Source organism: Neisseria sp. CP9 (assembly GCF_047758525.1).
Taxonomy (GTDB): Bacteria; Pseudomonadota; Gammaproteobacteria; order Burkholderiales; family Neisseriaceae; genus Neisseria.
The window spans coordinates 373,901-394,050 of record NZ_CP180502.1; the positions used below are offsets into that span (position 1 = coordinate 373,901).

Sequence of the window (20,150 nt, forward strand, 5' to 3'; positions counted from 1 at the left end):
ACCGCCCACAATTTCATGAAAAGGTAAAAAATGTCTGTACAAACAGTAGCAGTCATCGGCGCGATGGAACAGGAAATCGAGCTTTTGCGCGAAGCAATGGATAATGCCAAAAGCGTGTCTTTCGGTAAGTTTACCGCTTACGAAGGCGAAATGGCGGGCAAGCGCATGGTGTTGGTATTGAGCGGCATCGGCAAGGTCAACGCCGCGGTTTCAACGGCTTGGGTTATCCATCAATTCGCGCCTGACTGCGTCATCAATACCGGCAGCGCGGGCGGTGTGGGCAAGGGTTTGAAAGTCGGCGACGTAGTGGTCGGCACGGAAATCGCGCACCACGATGTCGATGTAACGGCGTTCGGCTATGTTTGGGGACAAGTGCCGCAACTGCCCGCCGTATTCGTTTCAGACGACCTCTTGGTCGGCAAGGCGAAACAGGCAGCGGAAGTGTTTGAAGGTGCGGCGGTAGAGCAAGGCTTGATTGTCAGCGGCGACCGCTTTGTCCACAGCAGCGAAGGCGTGGCAGAAATCCGCAGCCATTTCCCCGAAGTCAAAGCGGTGGAAATGGAAGCGGCGGCGATTGCGCAAGCCTGCCACCAATTAAACACGCCTTTTGTCGTGATCCGCGCCATGTCCGACTCGGCGGACGAAAAAGCGGACATCAGCTTTGAAGAGTTTTTGAAAACGGCGGCGGCAAGCTCGGCGAAAATGGTGGAAAAGATTGTCGCGTCGCTGTAAAACACGCATAAAATCATGCGGAAACAGTAAATTTCCGCTAGAATGTCAGGCTATTTCACTTTACCTGAAGGTCGTCTGAACGGTCTATTTGATTTTCAGACGACCTTTTCAGAATCACTGCTTATCTTTCAAAATAACAATATGAAAAATATCCGAAATTTCTCCATCATTGCCCACATCGACCACGGCAAATCGACGCTTGCCGACCGCTTCATCCAATACTGCGGCGGCTTGGATTTGCGCGAAATGAGTACGCAGGTGCTCGACTCCATGGACATTGAAAAAGAGCGCGGCATTACCATTAAAGCGCAAACCGCCGCGCTCAACTACAAAGCACGCGACGGACAGGTATATCAACTCAACCTGATTGACACGCCGGGACACGTCGACTTCTCTTACGAAGTCTCCCGTTCGCTGTCCGCCTGTGAAGGTGCGCTTTTGGTCGTTGACGCATCGCAAGGCGTGGAAGCGCAAACCGTGGCGAACTGCTATACCGCGATTGATTTGGGCGTGGAAGTCGTGCCTGTCTTGAACAAAATCGACCTGCCCGCCGCCGACCCCGAGCGCGTGGAACAGGAAATCGAAGACATCATCGGCATCGATGCCGTCGGCGCGGTGCAATGTTCCGCCAAAAGCGGCATCGGCGTGGAAGACGTTTTGGAAGAAATCGTTGCCAAAATCCCCGCGCCGACCGGCGATGAAAACGCGCCGCTGCAAGCCGTTATCGTCGATTCGTGGTTTGACAACTACGTCGGCGTGGTCATGTTGATTCGAGTGAAAAACGGCACCATCAAGCTGAAAGACAAAGTGCGCTTTATGAGCACCAAAGCGGAAACGCAGGTCGAACAGTTGGGTGTATTCACACCGAAATCGGTTCAAAAACAAGAACTCAAAGCCGGCGAAGTGGGCTTTTTGATTACCGGTGTGAAAGAATTGGGACAGGCAAAAGTCGGCGACACGGTTACTTTGGTTGCCAACCCCGCCTCTGAGCCGCTGCCCGGTTTCCAAGAGGTGCAAAGCCAAGTATTTGCAGGTCTCTACCCCGTGGAAAGCCACGACTACGAAGCTCTACGCGACGCTTTGGAAAAATTGCAGCTTAACGATGCTTCGTTGAAATTCGAGCCTGAAGTTTCCCAAGCATTGGGCTTCGGCTTCCGCTGCGGCTTCTTGGGCCTGCTGCACTTGGAAATCGTGCAGGAACGCTTGGAGCGCGAGTTCGACATGGATTTGATTACCACCGCGCCGACGGTGGTTTACGAAGTCGTGTTGAAGAGCGGAGAAAAAATCGAAGTCGAAAACCCGTCCAAACTGCCCGACATCGGCAGCATCGAAACCATTCTCGAGCCGATTATCACCGCGACCATCCTCGTGCCGCAGGAATACGTCGGCAACGTCATGACTTTGTGTAATCAAAAGCGCGGCGTACAGGTCAATATGCAGTACATGGGCCGTCAGGTCATGCTGACTTACGATTTGCCCATGAACGAAGTCGTGATGGACTTCTTCGACAAACTCAAATCCACTTCGCGCGGCTATGCCTCGCTGGACTACCATTTCAAAGAGTTCCAACCGTCTGATTTGATTAAGCTCGACATCATGGTCAACGGCGAAAAAGTCGATGCCTTGAGCCTGATTGTGCACCGTCAAAGCGCCGTTCACCGAGGCCGCGAGCTGGCAGCGAAAATGCGCGAGTTGATTCCGCGCCAAATGTTCGACATCGCCGTCCAAGCCGCCATCGGCAGCCAGATTATCGCCCGCGAAAACGTCAAAGCCCTGCGTAAAAACGTTTTGGCGAAATGTTACGGCGGCGACATTACCCGTAAGAAAAAACTTCTCGAAAAACAAAAAGCAGGCAAACGCCGCATGAAACAAGTGGGCAACGTGGAAATCCCGCAAAGCGCGTTCTTGGCGATTCTGCAAGTGAGCGACAAATAATGAGCACAAATTTAATCTACGGCGCGATTGCCGCCATCGTTATCGGCATTTTCCTTTATTTCATAAGCAGCAAAGAACGTCAGGAAAACGGAGAATGGAGCTCCGGCCTGCAATGGGCGTATCTTTTGTGCATGATCGGCGTTTTCGGCATCCTGTCTTTTTACATGAGCTTTACCGCCGTATTGCTGATATTCGTCGTATTCACCGGCATTGTTTGGGCCATTCACAAAGGTCGTCTGAAAAAAGACCCGTCGCATCAGGACAAAGCCCACTTTACCGACTACATGAGCGGCTTTTTCCCGATCATCCTCGTCGTCTTCATCCTGCGCACCTTTATAGCCGAACCATTTCAAATCCCGTCCAGCTCCATGCGCCCCGGCTTGGTTAAAGGCGACTTCATCCTTGTGAACAAATTCGCCTACGGCATCAGAACCCCGATTATCAACAACGTCCTGATTCCGACCGGACAAATCGAGCGCGGCGACGTCGTCGTGTTCAACTACCCCGTCCAGCCTGAAATGAACTACATCAAGCGCATCGTCGGACTGCCGGGCGATACCGTCGAATACCGCGACAAAGTCCTGACCGTCAACGGACAAGTTGCCCCCGACCAACCGAACGGCACCTACTCCTACCCTGACGATACCGAACCGTCCGCAATCCACAACCCCGAACTTTTTCAGACGACCCTCAACGGCAAAATCTTCAACATCCTGAAAGAACCCGGACAACCCTCTGTCTTCATTCCCTCGCTCGACAACTACCGCATGAAAATCATGCCTGAAAACGGTTATTCCGTAGAGCAAAGCGGTTTGGAACACTGTCAATACGCCGAAGACGGCAGCGGCTTTACCTGCAAAGTGCCAGAAGGCCGCTACTTCGCCATGGGCGACAACCGCGACAACAGCGCCGACTCCCGCTACTGGGGCTTTGTGGACGACAAACTTATCGTCGGAAAAGCCTTCTTCGTGTGGATGAATTTCGGCGATTACAGCCGCATCGGCAGCAGCATCCAGTAAGTTGCCCGTTTTATTTCGATAAAACCAAAGGTCGGCGGATTCGCATTTGAAGTGCAACTTTCCATAACAGAAAAAGGCCAGTATGCGGTAGCATACGACCTTTCCTGCAAGAAAGATTGCCATGAGCTACACACAACTGACCCAAGACGAACGATACCATATCCAATACCTGTCCCGCCACTGCACCGTCACAGAAATCGCCAAACAGCTTAACCGCCACAAAAGCACCATCAGTCGCGAAATCAGACGGCACCGCACCCAAGGGCAGCAATACAGCGCCGAAAAAGCCCAGCGGCAAAGCCGGACTATCAAACAGCGTAAGCGAAAGCCCTATAAGCTCGATTCGCAGCTGATCCAACACATCGACACCCTTATCCGCCGCAAACTCAGTCCCGAACAAGTATGCGCCTACCTGCGCAAACACCACGGGATCACACTCCATCACAGCACCATTTACCGCTACCTCCGCCAAGACAAAAGCAACGGCGGCACTTTGTGGCAACACCTCAGAATATGCAGCAAACCCTACCGCAAACGCTACGGCAGCACATGGACCAGAGGCAAAGTGCCCAACCGCGTCGGCATAGAAAACCGACCCGCTATCGTCGACCAAAAAAAACGCATCGGTGATTGGGAAGCCGACACCATCGTCGGCAAAGGACAGAAAAGCGCATTACTGACCTTGGTCGAACGCGTTACCCGCTACACCATCATCTGCAAGTTGGACAGCCTCAAAGCCGAAGACACTGCCCTAGCGGCCATTAGGGTATTAAGGGCACATAAAGCCAGAGTGCACACCATTACCATGGATAACGGCAAAGAGTTCTACCAGCACACCAAAATAGCCAAAGCATTAGCAGCGAAAACCTATTTTTGCCGCCCCTACCATTCTTGGGAGAAAGGGCTGAATGAGAACACCAACGGACTCATCCGACAATATTTCCCCAAACAAACCGATTTCCGAAACATCAGTGATCGGGAGATACGCAGGGTTCAAGATGAGTTGAACCACCGGCCAAGAAAAACACTTGGCTACGAAACACCAAGTGTTTTATTCTTGAAGCTGTTCAAACCACTGATACACTAGTGTTGCACTTGAAATCCGAATCCAAGGTCGTCTGAAAACTAATTTTCAGACGACCTTGTGTTTTATGGTAATTCTTAACGAATAAACCTCCCCTTTCTTCCTTACTTCAACTGTGACATCCTTAAATTTCATATAGCAAAGTTCACTCGTGCAAAAAATACATTCAAATTACTCATTTACCATTTTTAACTGAACTTAATCAAGCCCGCATATTTGTATTTGTTTATAATATTACGATAGCGTAAACATTGCTTATGTTTGTTTTTATCACCTACGAAATCACTGCTTATTATTTTTAAAATATCGCGTCGCAAGTCTAGATCAGAATGGTAAGACCATACTGATTTAAACTTAAACTACTATAAATTTATTTTTCAACCAGTAAGGATTATTTATGCACACTCAAAATAAATCACCTATTACTCATTTTGTTCTAAGCGGTATTTGTGCTGCAATTTTAGCAGCCTGCGGCAGTTCAAATGGAGGTGGAGATTCACCCAAAAATCTATCTGTAGCCCCAAAAAACAACATCAATAAAGATGACGCAAAAAAAGACAATACCAACAAAAACAACACTAGTAAGGATAATACTGACAAAGGCACTACCAATAAAGACAATTCCAACAAGATTAACACTGACAAAGGAAATGCCGACAAAAATAATGCCAATAAAGATAATAAAACTAACACTAACAAAGAAACATTATTATTAAATAAAGGCATTCAGGATAAACTGACCACACTAAAACTAAGTGATGTAATAAAAACTGAACAATTCAATCAAACTGAAGTGAATACCGGTTTCATTGCAAATAACTTAAGTGCGACCCCATTATTAGAGACAGCTAAAGGTCCACATGATCACCCTACCTCTCACCTTTTGACATCCGCTTATAGAAAAGATAAAACCAAACTTTTGCGCCCTCAAACAGTTATATTAGGGGGTGTAGCAACGCGTTACTTTACTAACTATACAGATGGTTATGTTGCGAAGAGAGCCGGTTATGATGAGATTGATACGCCATTAAGTGCAAAAAATCTGATTGGTGTAGATAAACGCAATAAAAATGGCATCTTGGTTAAAAATGGCAGGAGCGTTAACATCTTAGATCAAACTGCCAGCAAACTCGAATTAGATAGTGTAGGCGGTAGCCGTTATACAAAATGGTTTAATAATTTTGCTACTAATGCCGATAATGAAACTGAATTGGATAAAGGCCGCCGTGTATTAACAGATGTGAAATACAAATTAGATGCAAATAATAATCCTGTATGGACTGTAACTACCGAACCCAGCAGCGGTTATCAATATGCACATTCTTTAAATCGTTATTTTAACAATAATCCAGACGATGAATTATATGTTAACCAAAACGGTGAATATGCATATCGTTTTACATTAAAAAAATCAACTACATTTGAAGTCAGTGCAGAATCAGCAAAAACCCATCCGGAACGTGCAGAGGCACTCAAAGCATTAGGGTGGTCTGCTGGCAAGCAATATCACTTCGCACCAGGTAGCTACTTTATGGTTACACAAAAAGATGGCAGCCTAAAAATTGTAGCCGATAACGGACAAATGACGCAGGTATCCTTATATTCAGTCCATGTCGGTATTGATGACAATAAAGCATTGGGTGCATTCCAAAATAAACGTGTAATTGCCGAAATGTTCAGTGCATTAAACTATGGCAAGACAAATGAAATTCGTGCGATTTATACCTATGACGTTGGACAAGCCAATGGCTTCAATCAACAATATCTCTCATTAAATGCATGGCGCTATAAAAATGGCGATGGCACTTATGAACTCAATAATCCTTTTAACATCGGCATTTTCGACCGAGTTGCTACTGAAAATGGTATAGTTGCCAATGTCTATGACATGAAGACTAAAAAAGGTTTATCTGCCAAATATACAGGCGTTGCCTATTCTAGCCGAGATGGTAAACAAGACGGTGTGATGAATATGACTGCACAGTTCCATGAACCAGATATGGCTTACAACAATACTGTTTCAAGCAATAACGTTACCTTCAATGGCGCGATTACCAACCGTCGCCTAGATGACAAACGTAATGTATATTTTGCCAGCGGTAATGTAAAAACAGAGAGTGGAATGCCTTCTGCAAGCGCAGGTCAAAAAGTTTCTCTAGTGGGTAGAAACCAAGTTGCTCAAAATGTTACTGTCTGGATGGAAGGAAAAAACCCAGGTGAAAATAAAGTAATTTATGGTCAAGGTAACGTACGTTTTGCCGGTCCAAATGCTGAAGAAGTCGGTGGTTTGTTAAAAATTACTACCAGCCATGGCGAAAACAATATCGGTTTCATTGGCAAACGCTAAGACGCTTACCCAAAGAAATAAGCAGCAGAAGCTTTGCATCTGCTGCTTATTATTTTCCAAGCAAACCCCTCTGCAAATAAACAAAAGCGCAATTGGAGGGGCAACTTAAAATATCCTGAATTATCTGAAAAATATACTCATGAAATCTAATCAATTCATTTTTATTGCGGGCATATTATTTCCCATAATGGTTACTGCCGAAACCATTACCAACCCTGAAACTGAAGCCGATCGCCAAATGGAAAGAATCCAAGAAATGGCCATTCCTAAACCACCGGAGATAGGCACCTCCCTTTTGAATGGTGTCAAGGCTTCTTTGAATGAGCATACTCAGACATTGACATTAGATGATCTAGCCAAACAACCAGAGCTGGCCGAACCTTTGTTAAATCAAGCATTGCAAGCGCGAAACTATATTGCTGCAGAGCAGCTCTTGCCTATATATCGTAAATGGGATAGGCATGATCCTATTTTATTGGATTATGCGCAAGGCGCAATTTGGCGTTCGCAAGGAAAGCATAAAAAAGCCATTACACTTTACCGTAATATTCTTGTTCGACATCCTAATCTTGTTGCCGTCCGTCTAGACTTGGCTGCTATGCTTTATGAGGATAAGCAAACCCGTAATTCACAACATGAATTTAATACTGCCAAAAAGCAAGGTTTACCAGAAGATGTCCTTCCTACTATTGCCCTTTATGAAAACGCTATGGGGCAAAATAAATGGCAATTTTCAGGCAGTCTGAGTTACACCCAAGACAACAATATCAACAACGTTTCAGCTGAGCGTGAAATCCATCTTCCTCAGTTTGATAACTTGGCTTTTGAAAAAAATTCTGACTATCTGCCACAAAAAGGGCATGGTTTTACCTACGCCCTATCCGTTGATCGCGATATCAATCTCAAAGACAACCATTATTTCGCTCTTTCAGGCGATGTCGACGGTGTCAGCTATTGGGATAATCATGATTATGATGATCAAGCGGCAAAGGTCAGTCTTGGTTATAAAAATAAAAGTTTTAAAACAGATAGTTTTGTTATGCCATTTTTAGAAAAGCGTCGCTACGGAAATCATCCTTATTACACGCGTACAGGTGTAGATTTAGGTATTTCACGTTGGATAAAACCAAATTTACGCCTATCTGCCAACGGAACCTTTGCACAAAAAGATTATGCCTATACCAAACGACAAGGGAAAGATTATCAGATTGGATTTGGGGCGACCTACCTGATGAATGATAAAACTTATTTCTTAGGAGGTTTGAATTATGCGCGTGACAAAGTTGAAAATTTCGCAGGCAGCAGCTCCAAACGGATAGGAGGTTACTTAGGTTGGGGGCAAATTTGGGATGAAAATTTCAATAGTCGCCTTATCATTAATTACTACAATGAACGCTTTGATGGAAAACATTACGTCTTTACCGACCGTCATCGTACAGATAATGTCGTGGTTACCAATTTAAGCCTCTGGCACAATAAACTTAGTTTTCTAGGAATTACGCCGAGATTAAATTGGCGATATACAAACAATAACAGCAATATTAACGAACTTCATAGTTATACTAAAAATCGCGTATTTATAGATTTTGAGAAAACGTTTTGAAAAAATTTGATATACACGCACTTTAACTAAATCTATCGAACTTAGTTAAAGGGTCGTCTGAAAGCACATCGGTGCATACAGCAATTATAGTCAATTAAAATCAAAATAGGACAGTAACGCATCGTCAAATCGGGCGTAATCAGACAATACGGTTCGCAGATACCGCTTAATATTCGCCCACACCTTCTCAATCGGGTTGAGCTCAGGTGAATAAGGTGCAAGAGGCAATACCTTATGTCCCCATTTTTCCGCCATTTCCCGTAAGACACCCATACGGTGAAATCGCGCATTATCTAAAATAATCACCGATTTTTGAGTCAATGCGGGCAGTAGGCATTGCTGAAACCACGCTTCAAAAAAGACTCCGGTCATCGTATTTTGATAAACCATCGGAGCAATCAGCCGGTTGCCGACTTGTGCGGACACCAGAGATAAGCGTCGGTATCTTTTCCCACTTATCTGCGCTTTCACTATTTGCCCTTTCAGGCTGCGGGCATAGGGGCGGAACAGGTAGCGGTCAAATCCTGTTTCATCCAAATAAACACGTTGGTAGTCGGAAAATTCGGCCAGCTGTGTCAAATAATGCGTTACTTTGGCCGGGTCTTGTTCTTTGTAAGTGGTGGTCTTTTTTTGCGCGTCATCCCCATCTGTTTGAGTGCATAGCAAACGGCGGCTGCCGTACAATCAAAATGTTTGGCGATTTCATGCAGATAGGCATCCGGGTGTTGCCCAACATATTGAGCCAGTTTTTGCCTATCCAATTTGACGGCATTTAGACCGGTAACTTGATGTTTTAGGCTGCCTGTTTGTTTTTTAAGGCGAATCCACAGGTAAAGCGTGTTTCTTGACAAGTTAAACGTCGCTGCGGTTTGGCTGATGTTTTTGCATTGTTCGTAATAGTTTAAAGCTTTGTTTCTTAAGTCCGCAGAGTATGCCATGGTTAGACCTTAAAAGTTGAGTATTGTACTATTTTGTTTTTAATTAACTATAAAAAAGCTGAGTCCTGTCACATACAGAACCCAGCTTTTTATTTAATCCACCAAAGCAGGCTTTTATGATTATCCAATATTTTGGAGCCCAGTGTTTTCAGACGACCTTTTTCATCAGCCGATCAACTGCTTCAACACTTCCGCTTTGGCTTTATCGTAATCGTCTTGAGAAATCAAACCGCCGTCCAGCAAAGATTTGAGTTTCGCCAATTTTGCTTGCGGGTCTTCGGAGGTCGTCTGAACGCTTTGCGCGGGTTGGGCTGCCGGTTGCGCCGCGGGCTGCATCATGCCCGCCATCGCGCCAGCCATTGCCTGACCGACGCCTGCGCCCACGCCCAAGCCTGCGCCGATTCCGGCAAGTCCGCCTTCGTTTTGCGCGGCGAGCGGGATGGATTCGGCGGTTTGGTATTGGGTGTAACGTCCCAAGTCGCCGATGACGCCCATGGAAATTTTCTTATCCAAGGCTTCTTGGATGGCGGCAGGCAGAGTGATGCTTTCGACAGTGAAGTTTTCCAGCGTCAAGCCGAGTCTGGCAAATTCCGCGCCGAGCAGTTCACCGATTTTTTGCGACAGCAAAACTTGGTTTGCCGCCATGTCCAAAAACGGAATGCCTGAGCTGCCGAACGCCGCCGCAAGTTGGGTAACGGCGATATTGCGCAACTGGGTTTCCAACTCGACGCCGCTGTATTCTGCCGCTACACCGCTGACTTCTTTGAAGAATTTTGCCGGATCGCTGATGCGGTAGGCGTACATGCCGAACGAGCGCAACTGTACCGCGCCGAACTCGGCATCGCGCACGGTAACGGGTTGCGACGTACCCCATTTCCGCGCAAGCTGTTGTTTGGTATTGAAAAAGTAAACGTCGGATTTAAACGGGGATTCAAAGAGCTTGTCCCAGTTTTTCAGGTTGGTCAGCAGCGGCAGCGTTTGCGTGTTGAGCGTGTAACGCCCCGGTCCGAACACGTCGGCGGTTACGCCCTCGTCAACAAACATCGCCATCTGCGCCTCACGCACGGTCAGGCTCGCGCCGTTTTGGATTTCCTCGTCGGCAATCGGGAAACGCCACATCAGCAGGCTGTCGTCGGGATTCGGCCATTGGATGACGTCGATAAACTGTTTCTTGATAAAGTTGAACATTGCGGTTCCTTATTTTGAAGAATGGGTAACTTGTCGGTTGTCGACATGACATAATGGCAGAAAACGTATGTTTTCTTCAACCGATTATAAAATCAGGTTAAACACCGGCATTCCTAAGAATATCGGCATAGCGTCGGACTGCTTGCCGCCTGTACTTTATGTACCCGGTCAGGTTTACGCTATTTCGGGGATTTTCGCCGCTAATCGGAAAATGCCCATCGGGAAAATCGTCGGATGAAAAATCTGAGCGGTTGATATATCCGCCAAGCGGTAATTGTTGGGTTTTGTTGGGTCATTATAGAATGGTTAGTGCAATTTCTCTAACTTATCATATTGATTCTAACAAAGAAAAGGAATATACATGCAAAAAACCACCCATTTCTGCTTCGCCGTTTTGGCATTATCTGCCGCCGTCGGCACACAGGCTGCCCGTCCTGTCGAGTTTACCGTGGGTACGGAATATTACAAAGAGAATTATCGAGAATATAAAGACGGCGAGCGCCTTATGCGTCAAAAGGGAAACCTGTGGTCTCTGACAGGCGGCGTAAAATATCGCTTTAACGACCGCCATGCGGCAAAATTAGAAGGACGCTACTCCCGAGGCAAGTCGGATTACACAGGAAGGTATCAGGACGGAAGAGGCAATGTAACGGAATACGGCACTGCCACGTTCAACGGCTCTCCGCGCCGCGTCTATGATGTCCGCGCCTTATATGAATATACGCACCCGATTAACGACCGTGTCAGCCTGACAGCCGGAGCAGGCGTGGGTCACCGCGTTTTGAAAGATTTGGGTTCCCGCGTCGTAGCCAACAATTACGACCGCAAAAACCGGACCACTTATGCGCAAATCAATGCCGGTGTAAACATTGCGCTTCCTGCCGGTTTCGAAGTTTCACCCAATATCGTCTACAACCATTCCCTGAGAGGCCGTCAGCATTCTTATCGCGCCCATCAGGACATTGAAATGAAACAGTCGAGCGGGCACGGCATCGAAGTCGAAGTACCCGTATCTAAAAAATTCGCCAACGAATCTAAAATAAGCGTCGTTCCGTTTTATCGCGGCTGGAAAGTCAAGAAATCGGATACGGCCCTCGTCTATCTGCCAGACGGCATATATGGTTCCACCGAACCTAAAAACTACACCCATGAAGCTGGTGTAAAAGTACGATATACATTCTGATGCACTGATGGTGCGTTTACCTTTTCAGACGACCTTGCAGACAGGCAGGTCGTCTGAAATTTTTAGTATAGTGGATTAACTTTAAACCAGTACGGCGTTGCCTCGCCTTAGCTCAAAGAGAACGATTCTCTAAGGTGCTGAAGCACCAAGTGAATCGGTTCCGTACTATCTGTACTGTCTGCGGCTTCGTCGCCTTGTCCTGATTTAAATTTAATCCACTATATTTATGGAAACACACAACTTTCTGAAACCAAGAAAACAGAAGCATCAGGTCAGACAAGCCGCATTCAAGATGCCGATGGATACGGACACCGCGCCAAACAGCGCGCCGACGGCGACGTTGTTGCCGATGAGTTCCTCCGTTGCGCCTTTAATCATCATCGTGGCGGCGAAATACACCAAAATCTGAATCACCGCCGCCGCAAGACCCCACAGGATAAAATCAACGAAACTGACGCTATGGGCAATGCTGGATGCGAGCGTCAAACAAAATCCAACCAGCGCGCCGCCAAACGACAAGGCGCAGGCAAGATTGCCGTTTTTAATCAGCCGCAATTCTTCCGCAGGCGTAATCCGCAGATACACCGCGCCGAAAACGGCAGTCATCGCCACCCCCGCAAGCATATATTGCAGGTAAAGCAGGTATTGGGGCAGGGAAATACTCACGATAGGGCTTCCTCGGTATTTTGATATAATGGATTATGCCACAACTCTAAGCCATCTGAAATTAAAGGGGACGCACCACAAACCGGCCCTTCCTTAAAAAACGGTTTTGGACTCGAAAAACCATACATTCAACACCCAAGGCAGCGCGGCAGGATACGCATTTCTGTTCAAAACATACCGTTTTACACATCAAGCCCCACCATTGTCGAATCATCCGTTTTTCAGATTTCAGACGACCCTATAAAACGCCCACACCATGACCGCCAACCGCACCCTCATCATCTCCGTCTTCATCGTCGCCAGTTGCGGCCTCGCCTACGAACTCATCATCGCCGCGCTGGCGAGCTATCTTTTGGGCGACAGCATTTTGCAGTTTTCCTCCGTCATCGGGCTTTATCTTTTCTCGATGGGCATCGGCGCGCACCTGACCCGCTACATCAAAGACGAAGACGTGCTGCACCGCTTTATCGAAATCGAACTTCTGGTCGGCATCATCGGCGGCATTTCCGCGCTGGCATTGTTCGTCGCCTTCGGGCTTTCCGCCGCCCCGTTCCGCACCCTTCTCTACGCCTTCGTGCTGATTGTCGGCGCGGTCGTCGGCATGGAAATCCCGTTGGTGATGCGCGTGTTAAACCGCAAAGGCGCAGAGTTTAAAGAACTCGTTTCCAAAGTCCTGACCTTCGACTATTTGGGCGCACTCGCCGTTTCCCTGCTCTTTCCTCTTCTCCTCGCCCCCAAACTCGGCATGGCGCGTTCCGCCCTCTTGTTCGGCATCCTCAACGCTGCCGTCGCCTACCTGACCGCACGCGTATTCAAAGCCGAACTGCCCCGCTACCGCGCCATCTACTTGCGCGCGCTGATTGTCTTGTCCGTCCTCGCCGCCGCTTTCACCTACGCCGACCGCATCTCCTTCAAAGCCGAACAAAGCTATTTCGGTGACCCCGTCGTCTATCAAAGCCACTCGCCCTACCAACGGCTCGTCGTTACCCGCTGGAAAGACGACACCCGCCTCTACATCAACGGCAACCTGCAATTCTCATCCCGCGACGAAGCCCGTTACCACGAAGCCCTCGTCCTGCCCGCCATGCAGATGGTTTCCGACGCCTCCCGCGTCCTCATCCTCGGCGGCGGTGACGGGCTGGCAGCGCGCGAAGTCTTGAAATACCCGCAGGTCAAACACGTTACCCTGGTCGATTTAGACCCCGACATGACCGCCACCTTTAAAACCTCCGCCGCCTTAAGCGCGCTGAACCAAGGCTCGCTATCCCATCCCAAAATGCACGTCGTCAACGACGATGCCGCCAAATGGCTGGAGGGGTCGTCTGAAAAATTCGATGTCATCATCATCGACCTGCCCGACCCGTCCAATTTCTCACTGGGCAAACTCTACTCCGTCCCCATGTACCGCCTCGTCGCCCGCCATCTTCAGCCGCAGGGCAAAATCGTCGTCCAATCCACCTCACCCTACTTCGCCCCCAACGCCTACTGGTCGGTCGTCGCCACCCTCGAAGCCGCCGGCCTTTCCACCGCGCCTTATCACGTTTACGTCCCCTCCTTCGGCGAATGGGGATTTGTGTTGGCAGGCTTTGATAAACAATTCCCCGTCCCGCAGAAATTCGACGTCCCCACGCGTTATCTCAACGCCCAAACCGCCGCCGAAATGTTCCGCTTCCCGCCCGACATGGCAAGGCGCAAGGTCGAGCCGAACTATCTGAACAACCAAATCCTCGTCAGCTATTTCGAAAGCGATTGGCGCAACGTAACCCGTTGAGCCGTTTTCCTAAAACAAAGGTCGTCTGAACATTTTCAGACGACCTTTGTTTATTGCTGCTATTGCTTCACCGGTTTCAAAGTCGGCAAAACCGTATCCCAAATCGCCAGCACTTCGGCTTCGCTGCGCTTCGTTCCGTCTTTTTTCTCAGCACCAAACTGCATCATGATGCGCGGGTCGCCGCCGTCGCGTTCCCAAAAGAACATATATTTGTTGCCGCCCCATTTCACCAATTTTTCCTCGCCCGACATACCATTAATGGTGCGTTTGCCTTGGCGGATGGTTCGGGTTAGTGCTTTAACCAATAAGCCTTTTTCTGGGTCGACTTTGCGTTGCAGCAACGTCGCTTCGCCCGCTTTCAACACATCGCCATGCATGATTTCCAGACTCATATCGTGTTGCTTGGCAAATTCGACGGTGCTATGAACTTCAAACGGTTTTTTGCCGTCGTCCGCAATAAAACCGCCTATCAGGCAAATGCCGTGTTTATTTGGCACTTCAAATTCCCGCCTTGTTTTCAAACCACTAAGGATTTCTTGACGGAATTTTTTCTCTATGCTGTTTATCGCTTCTTTTTCTTGGGCTTTCCAGTTGGCAGGGGCTTTACCGTTTTCGGCGGGAATATAGAAATAGCTGCGTACGATATAAGCGTCATCATTATCCAGCTTGAAATATAAATCGGCTTCGTAGGGCATACCGTCATCCCCGACAAGATCTTCCCAACCAAATCCTTTTCGCGTAACCTGCATCATTGCCCGATCCGGAATCAGGGTGCGGGTATCAACAATATTTTTTGTTCCTGCTCTACCATTTTCTTTAAACTCGTTGATATTCCTAACGTTTCTATTCCAGTCGTTAAACATGACCATCACACTCCAGCCATTGTAACCAAGGTGCGTACTGCCATGACGGCGTTTGGACGGCAGGCGCAATTGATAGCGGCCGCTACAATAGGGCTGTTCGGTCCAGTAGGCAGTATCGATGGAGGATTTGGTGACGGTCGGCGAAGTTTCTGCCGATGGGGACGCGGTAGGCGTGCAGGCTGCGACGGCAAGGATCAGGGATAATGTAGTCAGACGGATGGACATGGATAAGCTCCGTATTTGAAAAAGGTCGTCTGAAAGTATAGTTTATTCAGACGACCTTTGTCATAAAACGGGCTTTGCGGTATTTATTCAACATAAGCGGAGGAATAAGAGGGAAATGAATCCGACTTTCGCTGAACCGCGTGTTTGGTTTGATCCAATACCGAGAACATGGCAAAACCAACAAAAATCCTGATTGATCAAAATGTTGGTTTCTAATATAAGCTTTCGACAGGCAAAAAAATAACCGCTGATAAGCGGTTTATTGTGGTGCCCAGGGTCGGACTCGAACCGACACACCTTGCGGCGGGGGATTTTGAGTCCCCTGCGTCTACCAATTTCGCCACCTGGGCTGGTGAAGAAGTCGCTATTATAGCGGCGTATTCGGGCTTGTAAAGCAAAATCTTTCCTTGTTTGCAGATATATTGCTTATATTTTTGATTTTTAAAAACATTAAATTTATTTTATTTTGTTCCCGACGCGCCCTACTCTTTCCACTTATATCAAACATCATTCATTTTCAGCCGAAAAATGGCATAAACCGCTATATTAAATGTTGCAAACGCGCTAAGATGGCGGCGTTCGTTTCATTTTTTATTTTCAGACGACGTTCACACACCATATTTGCATTGGAGAATTTTTATGATGCCTACTGCAATCCGCACCGCCATTTTGGGCGCATTCGCCCTTGCCGCACTTGCTGCCTGCAAACCTGAAGCCAAAACGCCGGAACAAAATCCCGCGACTGCTTCAGCTGCTTCTTCAACAGCGTCCGCCCCAGCCGCAACGCCTGCTTCTTCTCCTGAAACGACGACCTCGCTTAATGCTGCTGCCGCTCCTAAACCGCAAGGTCCGGGAACGGATATGCGTAAAGAGGACATCGGCGGCGATTTCACGCTGACCGACGGCGACGGCAAGCCGTTCAGCTTAAGCGACCTGAAAGGCAAAGTCGTGATCCTGTCCTTCGGCTATACACACTGCCCCGACGTTTGCCCGACCGAATTGCTGACTTACAGCGACACATTGAAACAATTGGGCGATCAGGCGAAAGATGTGAAAGTAGTGTTCGTCAGCATCGACCCCGAGCGCGACACGCCTGAAGTCATCAGCAAATACGTCAAGCAGTTCAATCCTGAATTTATCGGTCTGACTGCGACAGGCGACCAAAGCCTGCCGGTCATCAAACAGCAATACCGCGTGGTTTCCTCCAAAGTGGTTCAGAAGGAAGACAGCGAAAACTATTTGGTTGACCACTCTTCCGGCGCGTATCTGATCGACAAAAACGGCGAAGTGGCGATTTTCTCGCCTTACGGCAGCGAACCGGCAACCATTGCCGCCGACATCAAGAAACTGCTTTGATCCACATGGGGTCGTCTGAATGCCGGTTGCGGTTTTCAGACGACCTTTTTCCCATCTGAAACATATAGTGGATTAACTAAATCAGGACAAGGCGACGAAGCCGCAGACAGTACAGATATTACGGAACCGATTCACTTGGTGCTTCAGCACCTTAGAGAATCGTTCTCTTTGAGCTAAGGCGAGGCAACGCCGTACTGGTTTAAAGTTAATCCACTATACAATGGAGAAAGTCAGACCGCCTGCTTGGTACGGGTTAAAAGTCTGACAGCACACAACAACAATGACTGAAAACACACTGACCATCGCCCTGTCCAAAGGACGCATCTTTGAAGAAACGTTGCCGCTTTTGGCAGCGGCGGGCATTGTTCCCGCCGAAGCTCCCGAGAAATCGCGCAAACTGATTATCGGCACCAACCATGAAAACATCCGCCTCGTCATCGTCCGCGCCACCGACGTGCCGACTTACGTCCAATACGGCGCGGCAGACTTCGGCATTGCAGGCAAAGACGTTTTAATCGAACACGGCGGCAGCGGGCTTTATCAGCCGCTGGATTTGCACATCGCCGAATGCCGCATGATGGTCGCCGTCTGCAAAGGGTTCGACTATGCCGCCGCCTCGCAGCCCGGCAGCCGCCTGCGCATCGCGACGAAATATCCCAACATCGCTGCCGAGCATTTCGCCGGCAAAGGCGTACACGTCGACATCATCAAACTTTACGGCTCGATGGAGCTTGCGCCGCTGGTCGGTTTGAGCGACGCCATCGTCGATTTGGTCTCCACCGGCAACACGCTTAAGGCAAACGGTTTGGAAGCGGTCGAACACGTTGTCGATATTTCCAGCCGTCTGGTGGTCAACAAAGCCGCATTGAAAACGAAACACGCGCTGCTGGAGCCAATCATTCAGGCGTTCGGCGGCGCAGTGAAGGCGAAGTGAGCATTCATTTGAATGAAGATGCGTTTTCAGACGACCCTAGTCGTTCCCGCCGACAGGTCGTCTGAAAATATCACCGGCAGTAAACTGTATAGGAGAAGTTAAAATGGTTGCAAAAATAAAAAAATTCTCAGATTCAACCCTTTCCGTTTTGAATAACGGCAAGCGTCGGTTTTACGTCTATTGTCTGACCGACCTGAAAAAAGACAAAATTCTCTACATCGGCAAAGGCTGTGACAACCGCATCTTCGAACATGAACAGGCCGCCCGTTCGCAAGACGGTGACATTGACGTACCGGCACGCAAAGCCATTGCCAAATGCAAGAAACTCGGCCGCCATATCATCAGCTATCATCTGACCGAAGCCGAAGCGCAAACCGCCGAAACTGCCCTGATTCATTTCGTCAAATCCGTTGTCGATAAAAAGTTCAAAAAACAATCCGCCGGATGCGGCGCAGGCGGCATCAGCGCGGAAGAACTCGACGAACGCTTCAAATTCACGCCCTGCCCTCTCGACGAATTCAACCCCGACGGACTCGTTCTCGCCGTCAAAATCCAAAACGCTTTGGACTTGGATACCGACGAAGAAGCCGACTACCGCTTCGACAACCAAGACGATGCCAACCTCAAATCGCGTACGTTGGGCAACTGGATTGTCGGCAAAGATGCCGCATCAAAAGTGAAATACGTTATCGGCATTCACGCGGATCTACAAAACGCCGTGGTCAGCGCGTATGAAGTGGACGGTTTTGAAACGATGGCTGAAGAAAGCAAAAACGGCAGGACACAAACCCGTTACCGTTTCCATACCGCCTCGTCCAGCAAAAAAGTGCTGTCCAAACTCGGTCTGCACCAAAAATGCCTGCCCGAATTGAAGTTCGGCGGCGCGGGCGAAAAGGCGTATATCAGACCCAAAACAGAGACAGAGACTGAACAAGAGAATATTCAGATGACCCCCAGTCCAAAAATAAAAAAGGAGAAAACCAAGTCATGAAAAAACTCAACACCCAATCGCCCGATTTCCAAGCCGAGCTCAAAGCCCTGCTGGCCTTTGAAACCGCGCAGAATCCCGAAATCGACCGCATCGTCGCCGACATCTGCGCCGACGTGCAAAAGCGCGGCGATGCGGCGCTCATCGAATACACCAACCGCTTCGACGGCACGTCCGCCCAAACCATAACCGACCTCATCCTCACTCAAGACGATTTGCAGGCCGCATTTGAGCGTTTGCAGTCCGAAATTCAAACCGCATTGAAAACCGCCGCCGCACGGGTCGAAAGCTACCACCAACGCCAAAAAATGGAATCGTGGACGTATGAAGACGAAGACGGCACGCTGTTGGGACAACAAATTACACCGCTTGACCGCGTTGGGATTTACGTCCCCGGCGGCAAAGCGGCGTATCCGAGTTCCGTCATCATGAACGCCATGCCCGCCCATGTCGCAGGCGTGAAAGAAATCATCATGGTCGTCCCCACGCCCAAAGGCGAACGCAACGACATCGTACTTGCCGCCGCCTTCGTCGCGGGTGTTACCAAAGTTTTCACCGTCGGCGGCGCGCAGGCAGTTGCCGCCCTCGCCTACGGCACCGAGTCCGTACCGCAGGTCGATAAAATCACCGGTCCGGGCAACGCCTTCGTCGCCGCCGCCAAACGCCGCGTGTTCGGCGTAGTCGGCATCGACATGGTGGCGGGGCCGTCTGAAATCCTCGTCATCGCCGACGGCACCACGCCCGCCGACTGGGTGGCGATGGATTTGTTCAGCCAAGCCGAACACGACGAAATCGCCCAAGCCATCCTTATCGGCACGTCGCAGCCCTATCTCGACGAAGTCCAAGCTGCCATGACCCGCCTGATCGAAACCATGTCCCGCCGCGGCATCATCGAAGCCTCGCTCGGCAACAGGGGCGCGGTGATACTCGCCAAAGACTTGAACGAAGCCTGCGAAATCGCCAACTACATCTCCCCCGAACACTTGGAATTGTCGGTAGAAAACCCGCAGGAATGGGCGAAAAAAATCCGCCACGCCGGCGCGATTTTCATGGGACGCTACACCAGCGAAAGCCTCGGCGACTACTGTGCCGGCCCCAACCACGTCCTGCCCACCAGCCGTACCGCCCGCTTCTCCTCGCCGCTGGGCACTTACGACTTCCAAAAACGCTCCAGCCTGATCCAAGTCTCCGAACAAGGCGCGCAGAAACTGGGAAAAATCGCCAGCGTGTTGGCACACGGCGAAAGCCTGACCGCCCACGCGCGCGCGGCGGAATTCAGATTGAAAGACTGATTCGGTCGAACCCGCCATCCATCAAA

Annotated in this window: 16 protein-coding genes and 1 tRNA gene; 12 read left to right on the forward strand and 5 right to left on the reverse strand. The window is 49.1% G+C overall.

Annotated elements, in window-relative coordinates:
- Window positions 1-30 precede the first annotated feature (30 nt).
- The 6 genes from ACMYUL_RS01720 to ACMYUL_RS01745 all read left to right on the forward strand — a co-directional run bounded on the left by ACMYUL_RS01720 (window position 31) and on the right by ACMYUL_RS01745 (window position 8,720).
- Entirely contained in the window at window positions 31-732 is a 702-nt protein-coding gene (locus ACMYUL_RS01720; protein ID WP_342031304.1) for a 5'-methylthioadenosine/adenosylhomocysteine nucleosidase, read from the forward strand.
- A gap of 141 nt (window positions 733-873) precedes the next feature.
- Window positions 874-2,667: a translation elongation factor 4 gene (gene lepA, locus ACMYUL_RS01725; protein ID WP_036490455.1), complete on the forward strand. Its 1,794-nt coding sequence runs from the start codon at window positions 874-876 to the stop codon at window positions 2,665-2,667.
- Complete coding sequence (lepB, locus tag ACMYUL_RS01730) at window positions 2,667-3,686, forward strand: signal peptidase I (protein WP_342031305.1); 1,020 nt, start codon at window positions 2,667-2,669, stop codon at window positions 3,684-3,686. The genes lepA and lepB overlap by 1 nt, the downstream gene beginning before the upstream one ends.
- A gap of 121 nt (window positions 3,687-3,807) precedes the next feature.
- Window positions 3,808-4,773 (forward strand): IS30 family transposase, encoded by a 966-nt coding sequence (locus ACMYUL_RS01735; RefSeq protein ID WP_415769745.1) that lies wholly within the window; start codon window positions 3,808-3,810, stop codon window positions 4,771-4,773.
- A 394-nt stretch (window positions 4,774-5,167) separates the two neighbouring features.
- Window positions 5,168-7,117 (forward strand): hypothetical protein, encoded by a 1,950-nt coding sequence (locus ACMYUL_RS01740; RefSeq protein ID WP_415771743.1) that lies wholly within the window; start codon window positions 5,168-5,170, stop codon window positions 7,115-7,117.
- 139 nt (window positions 7,118-7,256) lie between these two features.
- A complete protein-coding gene (locus tag ACMYUL_RS01745; RefSeq protein WP_070511787.1) occupies window positions 7,257-8,720 on the forward strand; it encodes a surface lipoprotein assembly modifier in 1,464 nt (487 codons plus the stop codon).
- A gap of 90 nt (window positions 8,721-8,810) precedes the next feature.
- Here ACMYUL_RS01745 and ACMYUL_RS01750 read toward each other — a convergent pair.
- Window positions 8,811-9,658, reverse strand: a protein-coding gene (locus tag ACMYUL_RS01750; protein ID WP_156798183.1) for an IS630 family transposase whose coding sequence is annotated in 2 segments (ribosomal slippage) — window positions 8,811-9,343 and window positions 9,343-9,658 — 849 coding nt in all. Because the reading frame shifts where the segments join, the coding sequence is not laid out codon by codon here.
- 165 nt (window positions 9,659-9,823) lie between these two features.
- Entirely contained in the window at window positions 9,824-10,846 is a 1,023-nt protein-coding gene (locus tag ACMYUL_RS01755) for an SPFH domain-containing protein (RefSeq protein WP_415771746.1), read from the reverse strand.
- A 361-nt stretch (window positions 10,847-11,207) separates the two neighbouring features.
- Between ACMYUL_RS01755 and ACMYUL_RS01760 the strand changes: the two genes are divergently transcribed.
- Window positions 11,208-12,029: an outer membrane beta-barrel protein gene (locus ACMYUL_RS01760; RefSeq protein ID WP_415771748.1), complete on the forward strand. Its 822-nt coding sequence runs from the start codon at window positions 11,208-11,210 to the stop codon at window positions 12,027-12,029.
- Between the two features lie 267 nt (window positions 12,030-12,296).
- On the opposite strand, the gene ACMYUL_RS01765 is transcribed toward ACMYUL_RS01760, so the two are convergent.
- Window positions 12,297-12,695 (reverse strand): DUF350 domain-containing protein, encoded by a 399-nt coding sequence (locus ACMYUL_RS01765; RefSeq protein WP_003765161.1) that lies wholly within the window; start codon window positions 12,693-12,695, stop codon window positions 12,297-12,299.
- A 256-nt stretch (window positions 12,696-12,951) separates the two neighbouring features.
- On the opposite strand from ACMYUL_RS01765, the gene ACMYUL_RS01770 reads away from it, so the two are divergent.
- Entirely contained in the window at window positions 12,952-14,466 is a 1,515-nt protein-coding gene (locus ACMYUL_RS01770; protein ID WP_415771750.1) for a polyamine aminopropyltransferase, read from the forward strand.
- Window positions 14,467-14,525: 59 nt separating this feature from the next.
- Here ACMYUL_RS01770 and ACMYUL_RS01775 read toward each other — a convergent pair whose 3' ends face one another.
- Together ACMYUL_RS01775 and ACMYUL_RS01780 are read right to left on the reverse strand one after the other, a co-directional pair.
- Window positions 14,526-15,554 carry a T6SS immunity protein Tli4 family protein gene (locus tag ACMYUL_RS01775; RefSeq protein ID WP_415771752.1) on the reverse strand — a complete coding sequence of 343 codons (1,029 nt, stop codon included), beginning with the start codon at window positions 15,552-15,554 and terminating at the stop codon, window positions 14,526-14,528.
- A gap of 265 nt (window positions 15,555-15,819) precedes the next feature.
- Window positions 15,820-15,904, reverse strand: a tRNA-Leu gene (locus ACMYUL_RS01780).
- Window positions 15,905-16,193: 289 nt separating this feature from the next.
- Here ACMYUL_RS01780 and ACMYUL_RS01785 point away from each other — a divergent pair.
- From ACMYUL_RS01785 to hisD, 4 genes are all read left to right on the forward strand, one after another.
- Window positions 16,194-16,910, forward strand: a complete 717-nt coding sequence (locus tag ACMYUL_RS01785) for an SCO family protein (protein ID WP_415771753.1) — start codon at window positions 16,194-16,196, stop codon at window positions 16,908-16,910.
- A 280-nt stretch (window positions 16,911-17,190) separates the two neighbouring features.
- Complete coding sequence (hisG, locus tag ACMYUL_RS01790; protein ID WP_415771755.1) at window positions 17,191-17,844, forward strand: ATP phosphoribosyltransferase; 654 nt, start codon at window positions 17,191-17,193, stop codon at window positions 17,842-17,844.
- Between the two features lie 103 nt (window positions 17,845-17,947).
- Window positions 17,948-18,835 carry an endonuclease gene (locus ACMYUL_RS01795; RefSeq protein ID WP_415771757.1) on the forward strand — a complete coding sequence of 296 codons (888 nt, stop codon included), beginning with the start codon at window positions 17,948-17,950 and terminating at the stop codon, window positions 18,833-18,835.
- The gene (gene hisD, locus ACMYUL_RS01800; protein WP_415771759.1) at window positions 18,832-20,124 is read left to right on the forward strand and encodes a histidinol dehydrogenase; all 1,293 of its coding nucleotides are present in this window, start codon (window positions 18,832-18,834) and stop codon (window positions 20,122-20,124) included. Before ACMYUL_RS01795 ends, hisD begins: the two co-directional genes overlap by 4 nt.
- Window positions 20,125-20,150: the final 26 nt, after the last annotated feature.